Source organism: Klebsiella sp. CN_Kp073, assembly GCF_040065495.2.
GTDB lineage: Bacteria > Pseudomonadota > Gammaproteobacteria > Enterobacterales > Enterobacteriaceae > Klebsiella > Klebsiella aerogenes.
In genome coordinates this window covers 4,826,663-4,849,147 of record NZ_CM198051.1, presented here as the reverse complement: position 1 = coordinate 4,849,147, position 22,485 = coordinate 4,826,663, and the positions used below count along the sequence as shown (strand labels likewise).

Below are 22,485 nucleotides of genomic sequence, written 5' to 3'. Positions count from 1 at the left end.
CCTTAGCGTGGTTTCAGGGTGGCGATCAGGAAGTCTTTCGAACTTTCTACCTTACCCTGCTGAATGGCGGCCGCCGGGTCGACATGCTTCGGACAAACTTCGGAGCAGAAGCCGACAAACGTACAGCTCCACACGCCGTTCTGGCCGTTGAGCTGCGCCATACGTTCCTTTTTGCCGTGGTCGCGGCTGTCTTCGTTGTAACGATGGGCGAGGGTGATCGCCGCCGGGCCAATGAACTCCGGGTTCAGACCAAACTGCGGACAGGCGGCATAGCACAGACCGCAGTTGATGCAGCCGGAGAACTGATGGTATTTCGCCATCTGCGCCGGAGTTTGTTTATTTGGCCCCTGATCCGGCGTGCGGTTATTTCCGATGATATAAGGCTTAATCGCTTCCAGGCTTTCGATAAAGTGGGTCATATCGACCACCAGATCGCGCTCAATCGGGAAGTTGGCCAGCGCTTCGACCTTCAACCCTTTGGTATAATCGCGCAGGAAGGTTTTACAGGCCAGTTTGGGCACCTTGTTGACCATCATGCCGCAGGAGCCGCAGATCGCCATGCGGCACGACCAGCGGTAGCTTAAATCCGGCGCGAGGTTATCTTTGATATAGCCCAGCGCGTCGAGCAGCGAGGTTTGTTCGTCGTAGGGGACTTCATAGAAAGCGCTGTGCGGCGCGGTGTCGACTTCCGGGTTGTAGCGCACCACTTCAACTTTCAATTTGTTCATCTCAGCCATGGGTCGTCTCCTTCTTCTCAGCGGCTTCCGCTTCGGCGCCATAGACGCGTTTAGCAGGCGGCAGAGTGGTAATCTTCACATCGCCATACTCCAGGCGCGTGCTGCCGTCGGCCTCACGGAAGGCGAGCGTATGCTTGAGGAAATTGACGTCGTCGCGTTCAGTGCAGCCTTCATCGAGGCGCTGGTGGGCGCCGCGTGACTCTTTACGCGCGATAGCGGAGTGCGCCATACATTCGGCGACGTTGAGACCATGGCCCAGCTCAATGGTGTAGAGCAGGTCGGTATTAAACACGCTGGAGGTGTCGGTGATACGCACGCGCTTAAAGCGCTCCTGCAGCTCGGCCAGCTTATCGATGGTTTTCTGCATCAGCTCCGGCGTGCGATAGATACCGCAGCCTTCTTCCATCGACATACCCATTTCATCGCGGATTTTGGCCCAGTTTTCATTGCCCTGCTGGTTAACGAGATCTTTAAGACGGTTTTCAACGTCGTTGACCTGCGCATCCAGCGCCGCGTTGTTAGCTTCGCCCGCGGCCATTGCGCGCTGCATGGCTTGCTCACCGGCAAGGCGGCCAAAGACCACCAGCTCGGCGAGCGAGTTGGATCCCAGACGGTTGGCGCCATGGAGACCGACGGAGGAACATTCTCCGACGGCGAACAGGCCCTTGATGCGGGTTTCGCACTGTTGGTCAGTTTCGATGCCGCCCATCGTGTAGTGGGCGGTCGGGCGCACCGGAATGGGCTCTTTCACCGGATCGACGCCAACATAGGCTTTCGCCAGTTCGCAGATGAACGGTAGGCGTTCAAGCAGTTTCTTCTCGCCGAGATGACGCAGGTCGAGATAAACCACGTCGCCGCGCGGCGTCGGAATGGTGTTGCCTTTGCGCCACTCGTGCCAGAAGGCTTGAGAAACTTTATCGCGCGGGCCGAGTTCCATGTATTTGTTTTTCGGCTCGCCAAGCGGCGTTTCCGGCCCCATGCCGTAATCCTGCAGGTAGCGATAGCCGTTCTTATTCACCAGAATACCGCCTTCGCCGCGGCAGCCTTCGGTCATCAAGATCCCCGAGCCCGGCAGGCCGGTTGGGTGATACTGGACGAACTCCATGTCGCGCAGCGGGACGCCGTGGCCCAGCGCCATGCCCATGCCATCGCCGGTGACGATGCCGCCGTTGGTGTTATAGCGATAGACGCGGCCAGCGCCGCCGGTAGCCATGACGACCGCATTGGCGCGAATTTGCACCAGCGTGCCTTCCATCATATTCATTGCCACCAGGCCGCGGGCCTGGCCGTCATCGACCAGAATATCCAGCACGAAGTGCTCGTCGAAACGTTGAATTTGCGGGAACTGGAGGGAAGTCTGGAAAAGGGTATGCAGCATATGGAAGCCGGTTTTATCGGCGGCGAACCATGTACGTTCGATTTTCATCCCGCCGAAGCGGCGAACGTTGACGCTGCCGTCCGGACGGCGGCTCCACGGGCAGCCCCATAGCTCAAGCTGGGTCATTTCCGTGGGGCAGTGGTGTACGAAATAGTCTACGACATCCTGTTCACAGAGCCAGTCGCCGCCGGCGACGGTGTCGTGAAAATGGTATTCAAAGCTATCGTGATCCTGCGCGACCGCCGCAGAACCGCCTTCGGCGGCGACGGTATGGCTACGCATTGGATAGACTTTTGAAATCAGTGCGATTTTGGCTTTTGGATTAGCCTGCGCAGCGGCGATGGCTGCGCGAAGACCTGCTCCGCCTGCGCCAATGACGACAAGATCGGCTTGAAAAGTTTGCACGACATTCCTCCAGTTTTTGTGTATTTCGCCGCCGGGCTGGCGAAAAAGTATCACTGCTCCTTTATAGGTAAATGAGTATAGCCATAGGGATGTTGGGGAAAATTGACGCGTTCGATTTTTTTATCAATCCGTGCGCTGATTTATCAATTTTATTTATGCAATTAAGTTAGCAATAAATTATCAGGATGTAATATCGCCGCCGGATTGCACAAAATTTGTTTCACTCGACGGTTGCGAGTAGACTTCGTGCCCTTGTATGAAATCGGAGAAAAGTACCATGAGCGAGACGGCAACCTGGCAGCCGAGCGCATCCATTCCAAATCTGTTAAAACGTGCGGCTGTAATGGCGGAAATTCGCCGTTTCTTTACCGACCGCGGCGTGCTGGAGGTGGAAACGCCTTGTATGAGTCAGGCAACGGTGACCGATATCCACATGTTCCCGTTTGAAACCCGTTTCGTCGGCCCCGGCCACTCTCAGGGTCTGAATCTGTATCTGATGACCAGCCCGGAATACCACATGAAGCGGCTGCTGGCCGCCGGATGCGGGCCGGTATTTCAGCTGTGCCGAAGCTTTCGCAATGAAGAGATGGGCCGTCACCACAATCCAGAGTTCACCATGCTGGAGTGGTACCGTCCGTGCTACGACATGTATCGTCTGATTAACGAAGTTGACGATTTACTGCAGCAGGTGCTCGAGTGCCAACCTGCGGAAAGCCTCTCTTATCAACAGGCCTTTCAGCGTTATCTGGAGATCGATCCGCTGTCGGCGGACAAAACCCAGCTGCGTGAAGTGGCGGCAAAACTCGATCTCAGTAATATCGCTGATACGGAAGAAGATCGCGATACGCTGCTGCAGCTGCTGTTCGCCATGGGCGTAGAGCCGCACATCGGTAAAGAACGTCCGACTTTCGTCTATCACTTCCCGGCAAGCCAGGCTTCGTTGGCGCAGATCAGCACCGAAGATCACCGCGTCGCCGAGCGCTTTGAGGTCTACTACAAGGGGATGGAGCTGGCGAACGGTTTCCATGAACTAACCGACGCGCGCGAACAACAGCAGCGTTTTGAGCAGGACAACCGCAAACGTGCGGCCCGCGGCCTGCCGGAGCAGCCCATCGACTATAACCTGTTGGCCGCGCTGGAAGCCGGCCTGCCGGATTGTTCCGGCGTCGCGCTGGGCGTAGACCGCCTGGTGATGCTGGCACTGGGGGTAGAGACCATCGGCGAAGTGATCTCGTTCACCGTCGATCGCGCCTGATTAACTGCGCTTCCCTTTCATGAGGAGAGGGAAGCCGTTTCCCGCCGTTAGCGTTATCCCCTTCATTCAAAGATTTTTACAGTTCTCCCGACTGCATTAGCCCTAATAACCACAATTTCAAACTGGAATATTGCTAGGATCCGCGTTCTATTTCTGCTTACCTGGCGACGTCGTTCGGCGACGCTCACGTTTGGATCGATTTATGCCTCAACAAATCAAGAAGATGAGCCTGATTGGGCTGATATTAATGATCTTCACTTCGGTGTTTGGCTTTGCCAATAGCCCTTCAGCGTTTTATCTGATGGGTTATAGCGCGATGCCGTTTTATCTTTTCTCGGCGCTGTTTTTCTTTATTCCTTTCGCCTTAATGATGGCGGAGATGGGCTCGGCATATCGTAAGGAAGAGGGCGGGATCTATTCGTGGATGAACCGTAGCGTCGGGCCACGCTTTGCATTTATTGGCACCTTTATGTGGTTTTCATCCTATGTGGTGTGGATGGTCAGCACCGCGGCGAAAATTTGGGTCCCGTTTTCGACCTTTCTGTTCGGCGCGGATAAAACTCAGAGCTGGGCTTTTGCCGGCTTAACCTCGACGCAAACCGTCGGCGTACTGGCCGCCTGTTGGATGGTGCTGGTGACGCTGGTGGCGGCGAAAGGGATAAATAAGATTGCCAAAATTACCGCCGTCGGCGGTGTCGCGGTGATGTGCCTGAATCTGGTACTGCTGCTGATGAGCGGGGCGATTCTGCTACTGAACGGCGGCCATTTCGCCCAGCCGCTGGATTTCACCGCGTCGCCGAATCCAGGATATCAATCGGGTCTGGCGATGCTGTCTTTCGTGGTGTTCGCCATTTTCGCCTATGGCGGGATTGAAGCGGTCGGTGGGCTGGTGGATAAAACCGAGAAGCCGGAAAAGAACTTTGCCAAAGGCATTATTATCGCCGCGCTGGTGATCTCGATCGGCTACTCGCTGGCCATCGTGCTGTGGGGCGTCAGCGCCAACTGGCAGCAGGTATTGAGCAACCACAGTACCAACCTCGGCAATATCACCTACGTGTTGATGACCAGCCTTGGCGCAACGCTTGGACAAGCGCTGCATCTGTCGCCGCAGGCGGCGGCGCTGACCGGCGTATGGTTTGCGCGCATTACCGGGTTGTCGATGTTCCTCGCCTATACCGGCGCATTCTTCACCCTGAGCTATTCACCGCTGAAGGCGATCATTCAGGGGACGCCGAAAGCGCTGTGGCCGACGATGATGACCAAAGTCAACGCTAACGGTATGCCGGCTAACGCCATGTGGCTGCAATGCCTGCTGGTGAGTCTGTTTATTCTGCTGGTCTCTTTCGGCGGCGATACCGCCTCGGCGTTTTATAACAAGTTAACGCTGATGGCTAACGTCTCGATGACCTTGCCGTATCTGTTCCTGGCGATCGCGTTCCCGTTCTTTAAGGCCAAAGCCGAGCTCGATCGTCCATTTGTGATGTTCAAAAGCCGCATAAGTACGCTGCTGGCAACGACGATAGTGGTACTGGTGGTAGCGTTCGCCAATATCTTCACCGTTATTCAGCCGGTGATGGATTCCGGTGACTGGAACAGTACGCTATGGATGGTCGGCGGGCCGATTTTCTTCTCGCTGTTGGCATTAGGGATCTACGAGAACTATCGCCAGAGAACGGCGGTACAGGTAGCCCTGGCGGAGGGTTAAGAAAGAGAATGCCCGGTGAATCGCTCACCGGGCTAGTTAGTGCTTACAAACTTCCTGGGGTACGGCTGCTTTTACCCGCTGAGTTCAGCGGCTGACTGCTGCGCAGACCATCCAGGCTTTCCAGACGCATCTGGAACGGTGGGAACGGCATGTCGATGCCGTGCGCGCGGTAACCGGCAAGAATCAGTTGATGCAGCTCATGACGCAGCGGCATACGGTGGCCCATCTCGGCGGCGTAAATACGCAGCTCGAAAATCTGAATCCCCTGCTGCAGGTCAACGAGAAACGCTTCCGGCGCCGGGGTATCAATCACCAGCGAGCAGCGATGAGCGGCGGTCAACAGAATCTGTGTGACCTCTTCCGTATTGGCCTCCGCGGGCGCCGGGATAGTCAACACCACACGGGTGACCGAATCCGACAGCGACCAGTTGATGAACTGTTCGGTGATGAACGCTTTGTTCGGCACGATGATTTCTTTACGGTCCCAGTCGCTGATGGTGGTGGCGCGGGTATTTATTTTCGTCACGCTACCGGTCAGGCTACGGATAGTGACCGTATCGCCGATACGGATCGGTTTCTCAAACAGGATAATCAGGCCGGAGATAAAGTTGGCGAAGATTTCCTGTAGACCAAAACCTAGACCGACGCTGAGCGCCGCCACCAGCCACTGCAGTTTCGACCACTCAATACCAATCATCGAGAAGCCAACCAGTCCGCCGATCAGCATCAACAGATATTTGGTGATGGTGGTGATGGCGTAGCCGGTACCCGGCGTCAAATCCAGATGTTGCAGAATCGCCAGTTCCAGCAGCGCCGGGAGATTGCGCACCAGCTGGGTGGTGATAATCAGCACCAGAATGGCGATCAATACCGCGCCGAGGGTAATGGGCTCAAGACTTTCGACGCCCTGTACCGTGGAGGTCACGTCCCACAGCGAGATATTTTCGAGGAAGCCGAATGCCGAGTGAATTTCCGACCACAGGATAATCACCGACAGCAGGGCTATCAGCATCAGCAGCGAACGGACCAGGCGCAGGGACTGGGTACTGATGGCGTCGAGGTCGACTTCGCTGACTTCCGCTTCGACCGAGCCTTCGGTGCTGGTGGAGTGGGCGGTATCTTCTTCGCCGCGGGCGCGCTGGGCGAGGATTTCCGCCCGGCGGTGTTTGGCGCGATCGAAGGCCAGACGCCGACGCTGAATCAGCATCCAACGGCGGATGATATGGTAGACCACCAACAGCAGGAACCAGATGGCAACCGAGGTTTCCAGTCGCGCCAGTAGCGCCTGCGAGGTAGCAAGATAGCCCACTGCCGCCGCCAGCATCGCGATCAGCGGCGCGCCGAGCAGCAGGTTCCACAGCAGACGGTTCACCATGTTCTCGCCGTCGCCCGCTTTATCAAGATACAGCGGGATCCCGGCGTGCTTCAGGCTCAAGGTAACCAGCGCCAGCGCGCCGCATATCAGCATGAAGCACAGGCGGCCCAGAGAGGCCGAGAATTCACGGTCGTTGAGATTATCGAACATGATCAGCGCCATAATCAGCGGTACGATCAACCCGATGCTCATCAGGTAGTAACGCATGGCTTTGGCGACGCGGTTGCGCGGCCAGCCGAAGTGGGCGATGAACAATCCATTCGGCCGGGCGAAGGTGGCGCAAATCATCACCACCCATAGTAGCGGCACGGTGGCGGTCACGCCGTCGCCAATGGCGACCGCCAGCGGGAAGGGCCAGGCCGCCTGCAATCCATAGCCGAGCGTCATCCACAATACCGGCAGCGGAGATGCCACCAGAATTGACCAGAACACGGTGCGCAGCGTCAGCCAGAAGTGATCCTGAGTCACCTTTCCAATCCGCGCGCTGGAGCGCTCAAGGAAGCGGGTAAAGTGGCGGCGCGAATAGATACTGAAGCCCACCAGCACCAGCGCGCCAAACAGCGGGAACAGCGTCTCTTTGCTGGTCAGCATCATGACGCTGGCCTTGCCGAGCTGGTTGATGGTATCAAGCGAGATCAGACGACGCAGATCCTGCACCACTTCCAGCGGCCAGGAGAAGCCAATCGGGCTGACGTCCGAGGTCCAGAACAGATAGCGGTGGGTTGCTTCGTTAATCTCTTTCAGCGCGTCTTCTAACTGGCCGTTGGCGACTTTCAGTTTCGTCAGTTCGAGCAGCAGGGTATCGCCTCCGCGCAGCAGCGAGTTAAGCAGCTCGCTCTGGGTACGCAGCTGCGCCTGCAGGATGCGGTTTTGTTCCGCGGTGAGCGGTTCGCCGTCGGCCTGGCGAATCAGACGTAATTGCGCCTGCTTGCTGAGCAGGTCTTCGTAATGCAAGCGCTGCACGCGCAACTGGGCCGTTTCAGTATCCAGTTGCTGGGGGCGCGGGCGCTCCGGCAGACGGGCGACCTGGGCGCGAAGCGCTTCGCCGAGTAGATTCGATGATCCCAGCCACTGCGACTGTTCGCGTAGGGTGTTCAGCGCCTGGCGCACCTGGAGCGTTTGATTGGTTGCCTGCCGCTGCTGCGAGGCCACCAGATCAAGGCGCTGGACCTGCTGGTTGAGCGCCTGCGATAGCTCGCGGTTAATTTTGAACTGGTCGATGATCCCCGGCGGCAGGTTTTCGCTGTTTTCCGCCAACAGCTCGGTACTCTCCAGCGCCTTTTCCGCTTCGCGTTGGCGCTGGCTGTTCTGCTGATTGCGCAGCGCCTGCAGGTAGGCATCGAGTTGTTCGCTCTGTTTCTGCGCCAGCTCAGAGCGGATGCGCGACAGCTCCTGGCGGTTGTTCGCGGAGAGTTGGGCCAGATCCAGCTCGTCGACCAGCGCTTTCAGACGCGCGGATTCCGCCTGCAGGCCGAGATTTTGCGCCTGCGCCAGCGGCGTATTGCCGGGCTGCGCGCCGACGCGGCGTTCAATTTCGTTAAGCTTGCGGCGGGCGTCGGTTTGCTGTTGAGGCAATTGGTTGAGAGAGTCAGCAATTTCCCGCGCCCGATCCTGCTCCTGCTGCGCCTGGCGGCTGGCTTCCAGAAGCTGGCTGCTGACCTGCAGGATCTCCTGATTCAGCGCGTCGGCGGTGAGGGCGGTAGGTACCTGGTGCGGCGTTTCGCTGACATTCGCTAACTGGGTGCGGAGAGTTTGAAACAGTTTGGGGAAATTATCGATGACATCCTGGTACTGGCGAGCACGCTCAACGGAGGCATTGCGCTCTTCCAGCGCATTCAACGCGGCTTGCAGGACCTCAACGGTTTCAGGCTGGGCGGGTTTCGCCGCCTTCGCCTGTTCCAGTTCCTGGGTGATTTGTTTGACGTCCGGGGCCGTCGCTGCGTACGCCCCGAAGCTGAGGCTCAAGGCCAACAGAAAAGTGTATATCAGGCGCACGGCGTAACCCTTTGTCGTCAGGAATTAACCTTCGTCTTGTTTGTCGTCAACCAGCGGGCTGGCGCGATGTTCGGCGCGGATCTCTTCTTCCGGCAACGGCGCAGGTTCCGCGGATATGTCCGCTTCTACGGCCGTTGCCAGCGGTTCGCCGATTTTGGTGACTGACAGGCTTTGCAGCTGTTCAACCAGCTTCACCTGGCCTGGCGCAAATAGGTTAATCACCGTTGAGCCCAGCTTAAAGCGCCCCATCTCCTGACCCTTCAACAGCGCAACGGAGCCTTCGCTTTCGCCCGCAGGCCAGGTCCAGCGCTTGATAATGCCTTCGCGCGGCGGCGTCACGGTGCCGGACCAGACGGTCTCGATGCTGCCAACAATCGTTGCGCCCACCAGAATCTGCGCCATTGGACCGAATTCAGTATCGAACAGGCAGATGACGCGCTCGTTGCGGGCAAACAGGTTCGGTACGTTTTGCGCCGTCAGGTGGTTGACCGAGAACAGATCGCCCGGAACGTAGATCATCTCGCGCAGGATGCCGTTGCACGGCATATGCACGCGGTGATAATCGCGCGGTGACAGGTAGGTGGTGGCGAAGCTACCGTTACGGAACAGGTCGGCCATCTGGTAGTTACCTGCCAGCAGGGCCTCCAGGGTGTAATTGTGGCCTTTGGCCTGCAGAATTTTGTCATCTTCGATAGCGCCAAGCTGGCTGATAACGCCGTCAGCCGGCATCACCAGTACGTTGGGATCGGTGTTGAGCGGGCGAACGTCATCACGCAGCGGGCGGACGAAGAAGTCGTTGAAGGTGCGGTAAGCGGCGGTATCCGGCTTCTGCGCCTCTTTCATATCGACCTTGTAGTATTTGACGAACAGATCGATAACCAGTTTAGTCAGCCAGCCTGCTCGTTTACTTGCCCCCCAGCCTGCGAGGCGGGTGAGCCACAGTTTAGGCAGAATGTATTGCAGTGAGAGTTTAAACGAGTTTAACAAGGTAGCCTCCAGGCCGTTAATTGTCGTTCCTGACCCCGCTTTGGCGCGGGGTACTGAAAAGGGGGACGATTCTATACGTAAACTTCAGCGAATTGTATCCGCGCCGTCTTGCTGGCAAAGCGAGTACGTATAGCGACGACAGCTTAAATGTCAGTCGTCGGTTGATGAAAAGCTTTTACGCGTTTTTACCTGCACCTGTTCCATACTTTCCAGGATGCGGTGATAGTTGGCGAAACGGCTTTCGGCGATAGCGCCTTTTTCTACCGCTTCGCGAATGGCGCAACCTGGGTCGGTGTCGTGCTTGCAATCGCGATACTTGCAATGGCCTAAATAATCATGGAATTCGACAAAGCCGTTGGTGATTTGTTCCGCATCAAGATGCCACAGCCCGAACTCGCGCACGCCCGGAGAGTCAATCACATCGCCGCCGTGCGGGAAGTGATAAAGACGCGCGGCGGTGGTGGTGTGCTGGCCGAGCCCTGACACATCGGAGACGTCGTTCGTCAGGATTTGCTCATCCCGCAGTCCCAGCAGCGTGTTCAGCAGGCTGGATTTACCCACCCCGGATTGGCCGGCAAAGATGCTGATGCGCCCGGTCAGCGCCTCTTCAAGCGGCTTCAGACCGTCCTGAGTATGGCTGGACACCATCAATACCGGATAACCGATCTGGCGATAGATATCCATCTGCTCGTTGACGAAGGCCATGCCGTCATCGTCCAGCAGGTCTATCTTATTCAGTACCAGTAGCGGTTCGATATTCTGCGCTTCGCAGGCCACCAGATAGCGATCGATAATATTGAGCGACAGTTCGGGTAAAATGGCCGAAACCACGACGATTTGGTCGATATTTGCCGCGATAGGCTTCACGCCGTCGTAAAAGTCCGGGCGCGTTAACACCGAGGCGCGTTCATGTACCGCTTCGACAATACCTTTGACGTTGACCCCGTCGGCGGCGTCTTTACCTGGCCGCCAGACCACGCGGTCGCCGGTCACCAGGGAACGAATGGTCCGGCGAATGTTGCAGCGGTGGGTCGTGCCATCCGCGGATTCGACATCGGCATGCATACCAAAACGGCTGATGACGATACCTTCAGAAGGCTCGCCAAACAGGTTGTCATCGTAGTCGGCCTTCTCCGAAGTCGTTTTCAGGCGGCGCTGGTGGTTGGCCTTGACGCGGCGCTGCTGGCCTTTGGAGAGCTTATTTTTACTCAATCGAACTGGCTCCTGGTCGCCCTGATGGGGCAAAACCTCTATGATACACGCTATTTTAGATGAATATAGTCACGCAAGAAGGGTGGAAAATAGCATGAGTGCAGATGAAAACAACCTGATTTGGATCGATCTTGAGATGACGGGGCTGGATCCCGAGCGCGATCGCATTATCGAAATCGCCACCCTGGTCACCGACGCGAATCTTAATATTCTGGCAGAAGGCCCGACCATTGCCGTGCACCAGTCTGATGCTCAGCTGGCGCTAATGGACGAATGGAACGTGCGCACTCATACCGGCAGCGGGCTGGTCGATCGCGTGAAGGCCAGTACCGTGGGCGACCGCGAAGCGGAACTGGCCACTATTGAGTTTCTCAAGCAGTGGGTGCCGGCGGGAAAATCGCCAATTTGCGGCAACAGCATCGGTCAGGACCGCCGCTTCCTGTTCAAATATATGCCGGAACTGGAAGCTTACTTCCATTATCGCTATCTCGACGTCAGCACCCTGAAAGAGCTGGCGCGCCGCTGGAAGCCGGAAATCCTCGATGGCTTTAAAAAGCAGGGCACTCACCAGGCGATGGACGATATCCGCGAATCCGTCGCCGAACTGGCTTACTATCGCGAGCATTTTATTAAGCTCTGAAGCAAAAAGAACGGGGCCGACATGGCCCCGTTCTTTTTGCTGCCTTACTTAAACCATTTCTGTTCCATCTGCTGGAACTCCGGCGACGCCTTCACTGCCTCCAGCGCGTCGTTAATCTGCTTAAGCAATTCCGGGTCGTCTTTGCGTACCGCGATCGCATATTGTTTGCCGTAGTAGGCCGGGTCGGTGGCGCGCTCTTTCATCTCGGCGTAATCAGAATTATCCGCCAGCCACTGGTCCATCGTCGCTAAATCGCCGATCGCGCCGTCGACTTCGCCGCTTTTCAACGCCGCCAGCGCGTCGCTATCGTTGCCAAAGGCGACGGTTTGAATGCCTTTTTGTTTATCGCGTAGATAACGCTGGTGGACGCTACCTTTGACGACGGCGAGCTTTTTACCCTGCAGGTCGGCAAACCCGTGGGCGGCGTCTTTTGCCGTGACTACCACGCCGGAGAGCTCCTGGCGATAAGGTTGGCTGAAGGCAACCTGCTTTTCACGCATCGGCAATACTTCAACGCCGGCAATAATAGCGTCGAACTTTTTAAAGCGTAGCGCCGGGATGAGGGTATCAAAGCGCTGCGGCGTGAATTTGCATTCCGCCTGCATCTGTTTACACAGCGCATTGGCCAAATCAATGTCAAAACCCGTAGGTTGACCTTTGCCTTTGACGGTCTCAAACGGCGGATTGGCGGTTGTGGTGCCAAAATGGAGCGTCTCGGCGGAAGCCGTTCCGATAATCGATGTGGTCAGCAGCAGGACGGAAAGCGCTTTTTTCATTCTGAATCCCTGATAGTCGTCATGGTGGACCTTTTCGCGGATAGCCACCGCGGTGTCATGCGGGCGATTTTGCGCCATTCGCGCGGGGGGAAAAAGATATTTTGCTAATTATGGCGGTTATTTATACAATTCAGTGGGCTGTGTGGCGAGAAAATGTCCATTCAAACAAAAAACGAAAAAAAGTGCTCGCCAGGGGGTTGCAGGTGAATCGAATTCTCGTATAATGCGCCTCCCGTAACGACGCAGAAATGCAAATTACGACGCCATCGAAATATGGCAAAAAAGCAGTAACGCGGGAATAGCTCAGTTGGTAGAGCACGACCTTGCCAAGGTCGGGGTCGCGAGTTCGAGTCTCGTTTCCCGCTCCAAAATTTGAAAGCAGCACCATACCAAAACATAGTTTTCAGGCTACCGGCAGGTAGATTGAAAGCCGATGTAAGCGGGAATAGCTCAGTTGGTAGAGCACGACCTTGCCAAGGTCGGGGTCGCGAGTTCGAGTCTCGTTTCCCGCTCCAAAATTTGAAAGACACACCATACCAAAGCATAGTTTTCAGGTTACCAGCAGGTAAATTGGAAACCGATGTAAGCGGGAATAGCTCAGTTGGTAGAGCACGACCTTGCCAAGGTCGGGGTCGCGAGTTCGAGTCTCGTTTCCCGCTCCAAATTTCTTCCTTTATCCAATTTATCCACAGTGCGAAATCGCGCCGGGGATGATTTTCATTGCCTATCCCAAAATACTGTAAACAGAGTTATCCACAGGCTGTCGTTTGGCTGACTGCGCGACAAATGCTTCACTTTGTAAATAGTATTGTCGTATCTGATTGAAATTTAACATTTAAATTTCATTTCAAACTGTTAATTCGATCACTTGACGTACGTCTGCCCGTTGAAACGCAATGTGTTTTTGTTTTTATTCACAGCCTGTGAATGAATCAGGCGTCGCGCGGCAATCCTTTCTCGACCACCCGGACCAGGCGTAGTTTCTGCGGCAACTGCACTTCGACAACGTTGGCATTTCGCTTTTCGATCTGCTGCGCAACCGCCCATTCAATGTGTTCATCGAGAAGTGGGTGCTCACCTCGGCGACTTTCCAGCGCCGCCAGATTGGCTTCATTCCACGGGGCATTACCGATCGCGACGGCGATATTGCGTAGCCAGCGTAAGTGGCCGATACGACGTATCGCCGACCCCTCGGTGACTTTCAGGAACCAGGCTTCGCTCCAGGCGAACAGCTCAATCAGCTGCGGCGCATGTAGCGCTTTACGCGGGCTGAAGTCCTCTTCATCGGTAAGCTGCGAAAAACGGTTCCACGGACAAATCAACTGGCAATCATCGCAGCCGTAAATACGGTTGCCGATCAGCGGACGAAATTCTTCCGGGATGGCGCCTTCCAGCTCGATGGTCAGATAAGAGATGCAGCGCCGCGCGTCGACGGTATAGGGCTCGACGATGGCGCCGGTGGGACAGATAGTCATACAGGCGACACAGCGCCCGCACTCTTCGGCAACCGGCTGGTCTACCGGCAGCGGAAGATCGATGAGCAATTCGCCGAGGAAGAAAAACGATCCGGCGTCGCGGCTTAAGATAAGTGAGTGCTTACCTGTCCAGCCAAGCCCCGCTTTTTCAGCGATGGGCCGCTCCAGGATAGGCGCGGAATCGACAAACGGTCTAAAATTGAGCGAAGCACACTGTTCCTGAATCATCTCGCCAAGTTTTTTCAGGCGGTTACGTAGCAGCTTATGATAATCACGCCCCAGGGCATAACGGCTAACGTAACCCAGCGCGGGATCTTTCAGGGTGCTGGCGAAAGCAGCATTGGCGGGCAGATAGTTCATACGCACGCTAATCACGCGTAGCGTACCGGGCAGCAGTTCATGCGGCCGGGCGCGCATCATGCCGTGGCGAGCCATCCATTCCATTTCGCCATGGTATTGTTTATCCAGCCATGCCTGTAACTTAGGTTCGCTGGCGCTGAGATCGGTATCGGTAATACCAACCTGCTGGAAGCCAAGCTCAGTGCCCCATTGTTTGATTTGTTGCGCTAACTGATTGAGATCGAGGGGCTGTGACATGATGGACCATACAATGACGAAAAACCCTGACAGTATACCACACATCGTATGGTCAGCGGAGACGCTGCGCCAGGCGGAAAGAGAGGCGGCGGATAGTCTCGGGCTGACGCTTTTTGAACTGATGCGCCGCGCCGGCGAGGCGGCGTTCCAGCTGGCCCGCAGCCTTTATCCCGCCAGCCAGCGCTGGTTAATCCTCTGCGGCCACGGCAATAACGGCGGCGACGGCTACGTGGTCGCGCGGCTGGCGCAGGCGCAGGGCATCGCGGTAACGCTACTGGCGTTGGAAAGCGATAAGCCGCTGCCGGAAGAAGCGCAGGCCGCACGGGAAGAGTGGCTCAATGCCGGCGGCGTCATCCACGCCGCCGATAGCGCCTGGCCGGATGATATCTCATTGATTATTGACGGTCTGCTCGGTACCGGCCTGCATAGCGCGCCGCGCGCTAATGTAGCCGGGCTGATTGAACTGGCGAACGCCTACCCCGCGCCGGTTATTGCGCTTGATATTCCCTCCGGGCTGAACGCGCAAACCGGCGCGACGCCTGGCGCGGCGATCCACGCCGCCCATACCCTGACGTTTATCGCGCTAAAACCCGGTCTGCTGACCGGTAATGCCCGCGACGTTGTCGGGCGCTTACATCATCATGCGCTCGGTCTGGAGCGCTGGCTTGCCGGGCAAAACACCGCTATTCGCCGTTTTTCTGCGGCGCAGCTGGCAGGCTGGCTGCCGCCGCGTCGTCCGACGTCGCATAAAGGTTCTCATGGTCGGCTGGTGATTATTGGCGGCGATCGCGGCACCGCTGGCGCCATTCGTATGGCGGGCGAGGCCGCTCTACGTGCCGGCGCGGGTTTAGTACGCGTGCTGACCAGGGCGGAAAATATCGCGGGCATTGTGACTGCCAGGCCGGAATTGATGGTCCATGAGCTGAACGGTGACTCTCTTACCGAAAGCCTGGAGTGGGCGGATGTCGTAGCGATTGGTCCCGGTCTTGGGCTAAGCGAGTGGGGTAAAGCGGCGCTGCGACAGGTAGAGAATTTTCGCAAACCGATGGTCTGGGATGCCGACGCGTTGAACCTGCTGGCAATCAATCCCGATAAACGTCACAATCGCGTGTTAACCCCGCATCCTGGCGAAGCCGCCCGTTTATTGAATATCAGCGTGGCAGAAGTTGAAAGCGATCGCTTACATTCTGTACAGCGTCTGGTAAAACGGTATGGCGGCGTGGTGGTGCTAAAAGGCGCAGGAACCGTAGTGGCGAATGACGCGGGCGAAATCGGTATCATTGATGCCGGTAATCCCGGAATGGCCAGCGGCGGGATGGGCGATGTGCTCACCGGCATTATCGCCGCGCTGTTGGGACAGGGGCTGACCCAGTATGATGCCGCTTGCGCAGGCTGCGTGGCGCACGGCGAAGCCGCAGACCGGCTGGCCGCCAGAGATGGTGCCCGCGGGATGCTGGCGACCGATCTTTTTTGCACGCTAAGGCGTGTTGTTAACCCGGATGTGATTGACCTAGACCATGATTAACCGTGTGATTCCTTTACCCGACGAGCAGGCGACATTAGACCTTGGCAACCGCGTAGCGCAGGCCTGTAGCGGCGCGACGGTTATCTATCTGTATGGCGATTTAGGCGCGGGTAAAACCACCTTCAGCCGCGGTTTTCTACAGGCCCTTGGCCACCGCGGCAATGTCAAAAGCCCAACGTATACGCTGGTAGAGCCTTACACCCTCGAAAATCTGATGGTGTATCACTTCGACCTGTACCGCCTGGCGGATCCTGAGGAGCTCGAATTTATGGGAATCCGCGATTACTTCGCTAACGATGCCATCTGCCTGGTGGAATGGCCGCAACAAGGCGCGGGTGTACTGCCTGACCCGGATGTCGAAATTCACCTGGATTACCAGGCGCAAGGGCGTGAGGCGCGCGTAACGGCGGTCTCTTCATTGGGTGAGTCTTTATTGGCGCGTTTAGCCATTTAGCCTAAAGGATGACGGGATGAAGTATCGTATAACCAGTTGGCTGGCCGCCGCTCTGATGCTGTTCGGCACTCAGGCATCCGCGGCAAGTTTATCCGATATCCAGGTCTCAAACGGCGATCGGCAGGCCCGCATAACGCTAAGTTTTGTCGGCGATCCCGAATATTCCTTCACCCCGCAAGGTAAGCGCGTGGTGGCGTTGGATATCAAACAAACCGGGGTGCTTCAGGGGCTGCCGCTGCAGTTTAGCGGTAATAACCTGGTCAAAAGCATTCGCTCCGGCTCGCCTCAGGATACGCAATCTCTGCGTCTGTTGGTCGATCTGACGGAAGATGGTAAAACGCGGGCGGTGAAGCAGCAAAACGGCGCCAACTATACCGTCGTCTTTACCATTAATGCCGATGTGCCGCCGCCACCTCCGCCGCCGCCAGTGGTAGCGAAGCGGGTCGAAGCGCCGGTAGTGTCGCCGCGTCCGAGCGAGCCGCCGCGCAATCCGTTTAAAAGCTCAGGCAGCGACAGAACCACGGTGGTGACCAGCAGTCAGCCGGCGATGACCAACAACCAGACTATTACCCGTCCGGCGGCGCGTACCGTCTCTTCTGACGATAAGATTATTATCGCTATTGATGCCGGGCACGGCGGCCAGGATCCTGGCGCTATCGGGCCTGGCGGCACCAAAGAGAAAAACGTCACGATTGCTATCGCCCATAAACTGCGAGCGTTGCTTAACGACGATCCGCAGTTTAAACCGGTGTTGACCCGTAATGGCGACTACTTCATCTCGGTCATGGGGCGTTCGGACGTGGCGCGGAAACAAAACGCTAATTTCCTGGTCTCTATCCATGCCGATGCGGCTCCGAATCGCGACGCGACCGGCGCATCGGTGTGGGTGCTCTCTAACCGCCGCGCTAACAGCGAAATGGCCGGCTGGCTTGAACAGCATGAGAAACAATCGGAACTCCTGGGCGGCGCGGGCGACGTGCTGGCGAATAGCCAGTCGGATCCTTATCTGAGCCAGGCGGTACTGGATTTACAGTTCGGCCATTCCCAGCGCGTCGGTTATGATGTGGCAACCGATGTACTGAGCCAGCTGCAGCGGATCGGCAATCTGCATAAACGCCGTCCGGAGCACGCCAGCCTTGGCGTTCTGCGCTCGCCGGATATTCCGTCGATCCTTGTTGAAACCGGCTTTATCAGTAATAACGGCGAAGAGCGCCTGCTGGGTAGCGATGATTACCAACAGCAGATTGCAGAGGCGATTTATAAAGGGCTGCGTAACTATTATATGCAGCACCCGCTGCAATCAGCGCCGCGCGGCACGGCTGCGCAAACCGCCAGCGCCAGTTCGCCTGGCGGGTCGTTGATTAACTAAGGAGAAGGTCATGCCGATTCAGGTCCTGCCGCCGCAACTCGCCAACCAGATTGCCGCTGGCGAGGTGGTGGAACGTCCGGCGTCGGTAGTGAAAGAGCTGGTCGAAAACAGCCTTGATGCCGGCGCGACCCGTATCGACATTGATATTGAACGCGGCGGCGCGAAGCTTATCCGTATTCGCGATAACGGCTGCGGGATTAAAAAAGACGAACTGGCGCTGGCGCTGGCTCGTCACGCCACCAGTAAAATCGCTTCGCTGGATGACCTTGAGGCGATCATCAGTCTTGGCTTTCGCGGCGAAGCGCTGGCCAGTATCAGTTCCGTCGCTCGCCTGACGCTGACATCGCGTACCGCGGAGCAGCAGGAAGCCTGGCAGGCCTATGCTGAAGGTCGAGACCAGGCGGTAACGGTGAAACCGGCGGCGCATCCGATTGGCACCACGCTGGAAGTGCTGGATCTGTTTTACAACACCCCCGCGCGGCGTAAGTTCATGCGCACCGAAAAAACCGAGTTTAATCATATTGATGAAATCGTCCGCCGCATCGCGCTGGCGCGTTTCGATGTGACGATTAATCTCAGCCATAACGGCAAAATGATGCGCCAGTATCGTGCCGTGGCGGAAGGCGGCCCGCGCGAGCGCCGCCTCGGCTCGATTTGCGGCGCGGCGTTTCTGGAGCACGCGTTGGCCATTGAGTGGCAGCATGGCGATCTGACGCTGCGCGGCTGGGTTGCCGACCCGTTGCATACTAATCCGACGTTAGCGGAAATCCAGTACTGTTACGTTAACGGGCGTATGATGCGCGACCGGCTGATCAACCATGCTATTCGCCAGGCCTGTGAAGATAAACTGGGCGCTGACCAGCAGCCGGCGTTTGTGCTGTATCTGGAGATTGACCCGCATCAGGTTGATGTCAACGTGCATCCGGCGAAGCACGAAGTGCGTTTCCATCAATCACGGCTGGTTCATGACTTTATCTATCAGGGCGTACTGAGCGTGCTTCAGCAGCAGCTTGATGCGCCGCTGGCGGAAGAAGACGAAGCGCCCGCGCCGCGGCAGGTGCCGGAGAACCGCGTAGCGGCGGGCGCGAACCATTTCGCTCGCCCATCGCCTGCCCGGGAACCGGCGGCGCCTGGTTATGATACTCGCGCGCCGCGGGAACCTGCCGCCGCCGGCGGCGGCTATAGCTCAGGCGGCGCCAGCTGGCCGCACGCCCAGCCTGGCTATCAGAAACAGCAGGGGGCGCTTTATCGTCAACTGCTGCAAACCCCGGCGGCGGAAAAAAAACAACCTGCGCCGACGCCTGCGGAAAGTCTGGCAGCCCACAGCCAAAGCTTTGGCCGGGTGCTAACTATTATCGGCGGCGATTGCGCGCTGCTTGAGCGCGGCGGCGCATTGGCGTTGCTGGCGCTGCCAGTGGCGGAACGCTGGCTGCGTCAGGCGCAGCTTACGCCGGGCGCGGAAGCGGTTTGCGCGCAGCCGCTGCTTATCCCGCTGCGTCTTAAAGTGAGTGAAGCAGAACGTAAAGCGTTGGAAAAGGCGCAGCCGGCGCTGGCGGAATTGGGTATCGATTTACAAGCAGATTCCCAGCACGTGACGGTCCGCGCGGTGCCTTTACCCTTAAGACAACAAAATTTACAAATCTTGATTCCTGAACTGATAGGCTACCTGGCGCAGCTAACGGCATTCGACGTCGGCGACATCGCCCAATGGACAGCGCGTAATCTGGCGAGCGAGCACGCGCAGTGGAGCATGGCGCAGGCGATTTCGGTTCTGGCGGACGTTGAGCGTTTATGTCCGCAGCTGATTAAAGCGCCGCCGGGTGGTCTGTTACAACCTGTTGATTTACATTCGGCAATGACAGCCCTGAAAGATGAGTGATGTAACTGAGGCGAGCCTGCCTAAGGCAATTTTTTTAATGGGGCCGACGGCCTCCGGTAAAACCGCATTAGCTATCGCCTTGCGTAAAGTTTTGCCCGTAGAGTTGATTAGCGTCGATTCCGCCCTCATCTATCGAGGAATGGATATCGGCACGGCCAAACCCGATGCCGCGGAGCTTAGCGCTGCGCCGCATCGGTTGCTGGATATTCTTGATCCGGCAGAGTCGTATTCGGCGGCGGATTTTCGTCGCGATGCGTTGGCGGAAATGGCGGATATCGTCGCCGCCGGACGCATCCCGCTGTTGGTCGGCGGGACGATGTTGTACTTCAAAGCGTTGTTGGAAGGGTTATCGCCGCTGCCTTCGGCGGATCCCGCAGTCAGGGCCAGAATTGAGCAACAAGCGGCAGAGCAGGGGTGGCACGCATTGCACCGGCAGTTACAGGAGATCGATCCCGTGGCCGCCGCGCGTATTCATCCAAATGATCCGCAAAGACTTTCCCGAGCACTGGAAGTTTTTTTCATTTCGGGTAAAACTTTAACTGAACTGACGCAAACGTCAGGAGAGGCTCTGCCGTATCAGGTGCATCAGTTCGCCATCGCCCCGGCGAGCCGTGAACTGCTACATCAACGCATTGAGCAGCGTTTTCATCAGATGTTGGCTTCAGGTTTTGAAGCAGAAGTGCGGGCGCTATTTGCCCGTGGAGATTTGCATACGGATATGCCTTCCATTCGTTGTGTCGGATACCGCCAGATGTGGTCATACCTTGAAGGCGAGGTCCCGTATGATGAAATGGTTTATCGAGGTGTTTGCGCGACGAGACAGTTAGCTAAACGTCAGGTCACCTGGCTGCGCGGTTGGGAAGATGTTCACTGGTTAGACAGTGAGCAACCTGAACAAGCGCTCAACAAAGTATTACAGGTTGTTGGTGCTAGCCAGAACTGAACGTGTACAATTGAACGGTATCGTGCGTAATTTTTTTTAAGAATCGTAAGGTTCTGAGTACAAAACAAGCATACATATAAGGAAAAGAGAGAATGGCTAAGGGGCAATCTTTACAAGATCCGTTCCTGAACGCTTTGCGTCGGGAACGTGTTCCGGTTTCTATTTATTTGGTGAATGGTATTAAGCTGCAAGGGCAAATTGAGTCTTTCGATCAGTTCGTGATCCTGTTGAAGAACACGGTCAGTCAGATGGTCTATAAGCACGCAATTTCTACTGTTGTCCCGTCCCGCCCGGTGTCTCACCACAGCAATAATGCTGGCGGCGGTGCAAGCAACTATCACCACGGTGGTAGCGCGCAAGGTTCTTCTGCGCCGCAGCAAGACAGCGACGACGCCGAATAAGGCTAATGCTGTTTTTCCACGTCGGGGAGCCAGGTTTTCTGCGTTCCCCGCTGGTATTTTATAAGGGGTTTACGCTTGTTTGACCGTTATGATGCCGGTGAGCAGGCGGTACTGGTACACATCTATTTTTCGCAAGACAAAGATATGGAGGATCTCCAGGAGTTTGAATCCCTGGTCTCTTCCGCCGGTGTCGAAGCAATGCAGGTGATTACCGGTAGCCGTAAAGCACCGCACCCGAAGTATTTTGTAGGTGAAGGTAAGGCTGTTGAAATTGCGGAAGCCGTAAAAGCGACCGGCGCCTCGGTCGTGCTGTTCGATCATGCCTTGAGTCCGGCCCAGGAACGTAACCTGGAGCAGCTATGCGAATGCCGGGTTATCGATCGCACCGGTCTGATTTTAGATATTTTTGCCCAGCGAGCGCGTACCCACGAAGGGAAACTGCAGGTTGAGCTGGCGCAGCTGCGCCATCTGGCCACGCGTCTGGTACGCGGCTGGACCCACCTTGAAAGGCAGAAGGGCGGGATTGGTTTGCGCGGACCGGGTGAAACCCAGCTCGAAACCGACCGTCGATTGCTGCGTAACCGTATTATGCAGATCCTGTCGCGACTGGAAAAAGTAGAAAAACAGCGCGAGCAAGGTCGGCGGTCACGCGCCAAGGCCGATATCCCTACCGTCTCGCTGGTGGGATATACCAACGCCGGAAAATCAACGCTGTTCAACCAGATAACCGAAGCGGAAGTCTATGCCGCGGACCAACTGTTCGCCACCCTGGACCCGACGCTGCGCCGTATTAACGTCACCGACGTCGGCGAAACGGTACTGGCAGACACCGTAGGCTTTATTCGTCATCTGCCGCACGATCTGGTGGCGGCGTTTAAAGCGACGCTGCAGGAGACGCGTCAGGCGACGCTGCTGCTGCACGTCATTGATGCCGCGGATGTCCGCGTGCAGGAAAATATTGATGCAGTAAATACGGTCCTTGCTGAAATCGAGGCCGATGAAATTCCGTCATTGCTGGTGATGAACAAAATCGATGTGCTTGACGATTTTGAACCGCGCATCGATCGGGATGAAGAGAATAAACCGATTCGGGTCTGGCTCTCCGCCCAGACCGGGATTGGCGTACCACTGCTTTTTCAGGCGTTAACAGAGCGTCTTTCCGGCGAAGTGGCGCAGCATACGCTGCGCTTACCGCCGCAGGAAGGTCGCCTGAGAAGCCGTTTCTATCAGCTTCAGGCGATAGAAAAAGAGTGGATGGAGGATGACGGCAGCGTAAGCCTGCAAGTGCGCATGCCCATCGTGGACTGGCGTCGCCTCTGCAAACAAGAGCCTGCGTTGGTCGACTACGTGGTTTGACCTGGCCTGAAGATATTAACC

Annotated in this window: 17 protein-coding genes and 3 tRNA genes; 13 read left to right on the top strand and 7 right to left on the bottom strand. The window is 56.8% G+C overall.

The window, feature by feature from the left end; genetic code table 11:
- Positions 1-2 precede the first annotated feature (2 nt).
- The gene (frdB, locus tag ABLV66_RS23315) at positions 3-737 is read right to left on the bottom strand and encodes a fumarate reductase iron-sulfur protein (protein ID WP_045362546.1); all 735 of its coding nucleotides are present in this window, start codon (positions 735-737) and stop codon (positions 3-5) included.
- Positions 730-2,520 carry a fumarate reductase (quinol) flavoprotein subunit gene (gene frdA / locus ABLV66_RS23310; RefSeq protein ID WP_032713498.1) on the bottom strand — a complete coding sequence of 597 codons (1,791 nt, stop codon included), beginning with the start codon at positions 2,518-2,520 and terminating at the stop codon, positions 730-732. Before frdA ends, frdB begins: the two co-directional genes overlap by 8 nt.
- Before the next feature lie 277 nt (positions 2,521-2,797).
- On the opposite strand from frdA, the gene epmA reads away from it, so the two are divergent.
- Together epmA and yjeM are read left to right on the top strand one after the other, a co-directional pair.
- On the top strand, positions 2,798-3,775 hold the full coding sequence (gene epmA, locus ABLV66_RS23305; RefSeq protein WP_015368646.1) for an elongation factor P--(R)-beta-lysine ligase: 978 nt from the start codon (positions 2,798-2,800) through the stop codon (positions 3,773-3,775).
- Between the two features lie 202 nt (positions 3,776-3,977).
- Positions 3,978-5,480 (top strand): glutamate/gamma-aminobutyrate family transporter YjeM, encoded by a 1,503-nt coding sequence (gene yjeM, locus ABLV66_RS23300; protein WP_348877274.1) that lies wholly within the window; start codon positions 3,978-3,980, stop codon positions 5,478-5,480.
- Positions 5,481-5,523: 43 nt separating this feature from the next.
- On the opposite strand, the gene mscM is transcribed toward yjeM, so the two are convergent.
- The 3 genes from mscM to rsgA form a co-directional block, all read right to left on the bottom strand.
- The gene (gene mscM / locus ABLV66_RS23295) at positions 5,524-8,850 is read right to left on the bottom strand and encodes a miniconductance mechanosensitive channel MscM (protein ID WP_047050409.1); all 3,327 of its coding nucleotides are present in this window, start codon (positions 8,848-8,850) and stop codon (positions 5,524-5,526) included.
- Between the two features lie 24 nt (positions 8,851-8,874).
- Entirely contained in the window at positions 8,875-9,837 is a 963-nt protein-coding gene (gene asd / locus ABLV66_RS23290; protein WP_045396393.1) for an archaetidylserine decarboxylase, read from the bottom strand.
- Positions 9,838-9,987: 150 nt separating this feature from the next.
- Positions 9,988-11,049 carry a small ribosomal subunit biogenesis GTPase RsgA gene (rsgA, locus tag ABLV66_RS23285; RefSeq protein WP_015368642.1) on the bottom strand — a complete coding sequence of 354 codons (1,062 nt, stop codon included), beginning with the start codon at positions 11,047-11,049 and terminating at the stop codon, positions 9,988-9,990.
- A gap of 94 nt (positions 11,050-11,143) precedes the next feature.
- Here rsgA and orn point away from each other — a divergent pair, with 94 nt between their 5' ends.
- The gene (gene orn / locus ABLV66_RS23280) at positions 11,144-11,689 is read left to right on the top strand and encodes an oligoribonuclease (RefSeq protein WP_015704162.1); all 546 of its coding nucleotides are present in this window, start codon (positions 11,144-11,146) and stop codon (positions 11,687-11,689) included.
- A 44-nt stretch (positions 11,690-11,733) separates the two neighbouring features.
- Here orn and ABLV66_RS23275 read toward each other — a convergent pair whose 3' ends face one another.
- Entirely contained in the window at positions 11,734-12,465 is a 732-nt protein-coding gene (locus ABLV66_RS23275; protein WP_213317943.1) for an arginine ABC transporter substrate-binding protein, read from the bottom strand.
- Between the two features lie 292 nt (positions 12,466-12,757).
- On the opposite strand from ABLV66_RS23275, the gene ABLV66_RS23270 reads away from it, so the two are divergent.
- The 3 genes from ABLV66_RS23270 (at position 12,758) to ABLV66_RS23260 (ending at position 13,127) form a co-directional block, all read left to right on the top strand.
- Positions 12,758-12,833, top strand: a tRNA-Gly gene (locus ABLV66_RS23270).
- Between the two features lie 71 nt (positions 12,834-12,904).
- A tRNA-Gly gene (locus ABLV66_RS23265) sits at positions 12,905-12,980 on the top strand.
- Between the two features lie 71 nt (positions 12,981-13,051).
- Positions 13,052-13,127 (top strand) — tRNA-Gly (locus ABLV66_RS23260).
- Between the two features lie 270 nt (positions 13,128-13,397).
- On the opposite strand, the gene queG is transcribed toward ABLV66_RS23260, so the two are convergent.
- Positions 13,398-14,537, bottom strand: coding sequence for a tRNA epoxyqueuosine(34) reductase QueG (queG, locus tag ABLV66_RS23255; RefSeq protein WP_045396859.1), 1,140 nt, complete (start codon positions 14,535-14,537; stop codon positions 13,398-13,400).
- A 13-nt stretch (positions 14,538-14,550) separates the two neighbouring features.
- On the opposite strand from queG, the gene nnr reads away from it, so the two are divergent.
- The 7 genes from nnr (at position 14,551) to hflX (ending at position 22,464) form a co-directional block, all read left to right on the top strand.
- Positions 14,551-16,062, top strand: coding sequence for a bifunctional ADP-dependent NAD(P)H-hydrate dehydratase/NAD(P)H-hydrate epimerase (nnr, locus tag ABLV66_RS23250; RefSeq protein WP_348877025.1), 1,512 nt, complete (start codon positions 14,551-14,553; stop codon positions 16,060-16,062).
- A complete protein-coding gene (tsaE, locus tag ABLV66_RS23245) occupies positions 16,055-16,516 on the top strand; it encodes a tRNA (adenosine(37)-N6)-threonylcarbamoyltransferase complex ATPase subunit type 1 TsaE (RefSeq protein ID WP_032715469.1) in 462 nt (153 codons plus the stop codon). Before nnr ends, tsaE begins: the two co-directional genes overlap by 8 nt.
- A gap of 16 nt (positions 16,517-16,532) precedes the next feature.
- Positions 16,533-17,885, top strand: a complete 1,353-nt coding sequence (amiB, locus tag ABLV66_RS23240; protein WP_032715470.1) for an N-acetylmuramoyl-L-alanine amidase AmiB — start codon at positions 16,533-16,535, stop codon at positions 17,883-17,885.
- A gap of 10 nt (positions 17,886-17,895) precedes the next feature.
- Positions 17,896-19,764: a DNA mismatch repair endonuclease MutL gene (gene mutL / locus ABLV66_RS23235; RefSeq protein WP_032715471.1), complete on the top strand. Its 1,869-nt coding sequence runs from the start codon at positions 17,896-17,898 to the stop codon at positions 19,762-19,764.
- Positions 19,757-20,707, top strand: a complete 951-nt coding sequence (gene miaA / locus ABLV66_RS23230) for a tRNA (adenosine(37)-N6)-dimethylallyltransferase MiaA (protein WP_032706712.1) — start codon at positions 19,757-19,759, stop codon at positions 20,705-20,707. The genes mutL and miaA overlap by 8 nt, the downstream gene beginning before the upstream one ends.
- A 92-nt stretch (positions 20,708-20,799) precedes the next feature.
- Positions 20,800-21,108: an RNA chaperone Hfq gene (hfq, locus tag ABLV66_RS23225; protein WP_045396870.1), complete on the top strand. Its 309-nt coding sequence runs from the start codon at positions 20,800-20,802 to the stop codon at positions 21,106-21,108.
- Between the two features lie 75 nt (positions 21,109-21,183).
- A complete protein-coding gene (gene hflX / locus ABLV66_RS23220; protein ID WP_032713510.1) occupies positions 21,184-22,464 on the top strand; it encodes a ribosome rescue GTPase HflX in 1,281 nt (426 codons plus the stop codon).
- Positions 22,465-22,485 lie beyond the last annotated feature (21 nt).

Coding starts and splice junctions, on each gene's coding strand:
- frdB (WP_045362546.1), bottom strand. CDS start 737: ATGGCTGAGATGAACAAATTGAAAGTTGAAGTGGTGCGCTACAACCCG.
- epmA (WP_015368646.1), top strand. CDS start 2,798: ATGAGCGAGACGGCAACCTGGCAGCCGAGCGCATCCATTCCAAATCTG.
- yjeM (WP_348877274.1), top strand. CDS start 3,978: ATGCCTCAACAAATCAAGAAGATGAGCCTGATTGGGCTGATATTAATG.
- orn (WP_015704162.1), top strand. CDS start 11,144: ATGAGTGCAGATGAAAACAACCTGATTTGGATCGATCTTGAGATGACG.
- ABLV66_RS23275 (WP_213317943.1), bottom strand. CDS start 12,465: ATGAAAAAAGCGCTTTCCGTCCTGCTGCTGACCACATCGATTATCGGA.
- queG (WP_045396859.1), bottom strand. CDS start 14,537: ATGTCACAGCCCCTCGATCTCAATCAGTTAGCGCAACAAATCAAACAA.
- nnr (WP_348877025.1), top strand. CDS start 14,551: ATGACGAAAAACCCTGACAGTATACCACACATCGTATGGTCAGCGGAG.
- tsaE (WP_032715469.1), top strand. CDS start 16,055: ATGATTAACCGTGTGATTCCTTTACCCGACGAGCAGGCGACATTAGAC.
- amiB (WP_032715470.1), top strand. CDS start 16,533: ATGAAGTATCGTATAACCAGTTGGCTGGCCGCCGCTCTGATGCTGTTC.
- mutL (WP_032715471.1), top strand. CDS start 17,896: ATGCCGATTCAGGTCCTGCCGCCGCAACTCGCCAACCAGATTGCCGCT.
- miaA (WP_032706712.1), top strand. CDS start 19,757: ATGAGTGATGTAACTGAGGCGAGCCTGCCTAAGGCAATTTTTTTAATG.
- hfq (WP_045396870.1), top strand. CDS start 20,800: ATGGCTAAGGGGCAATCTTTACAAGATCCGTTCCTGAACGCTTTGCGT.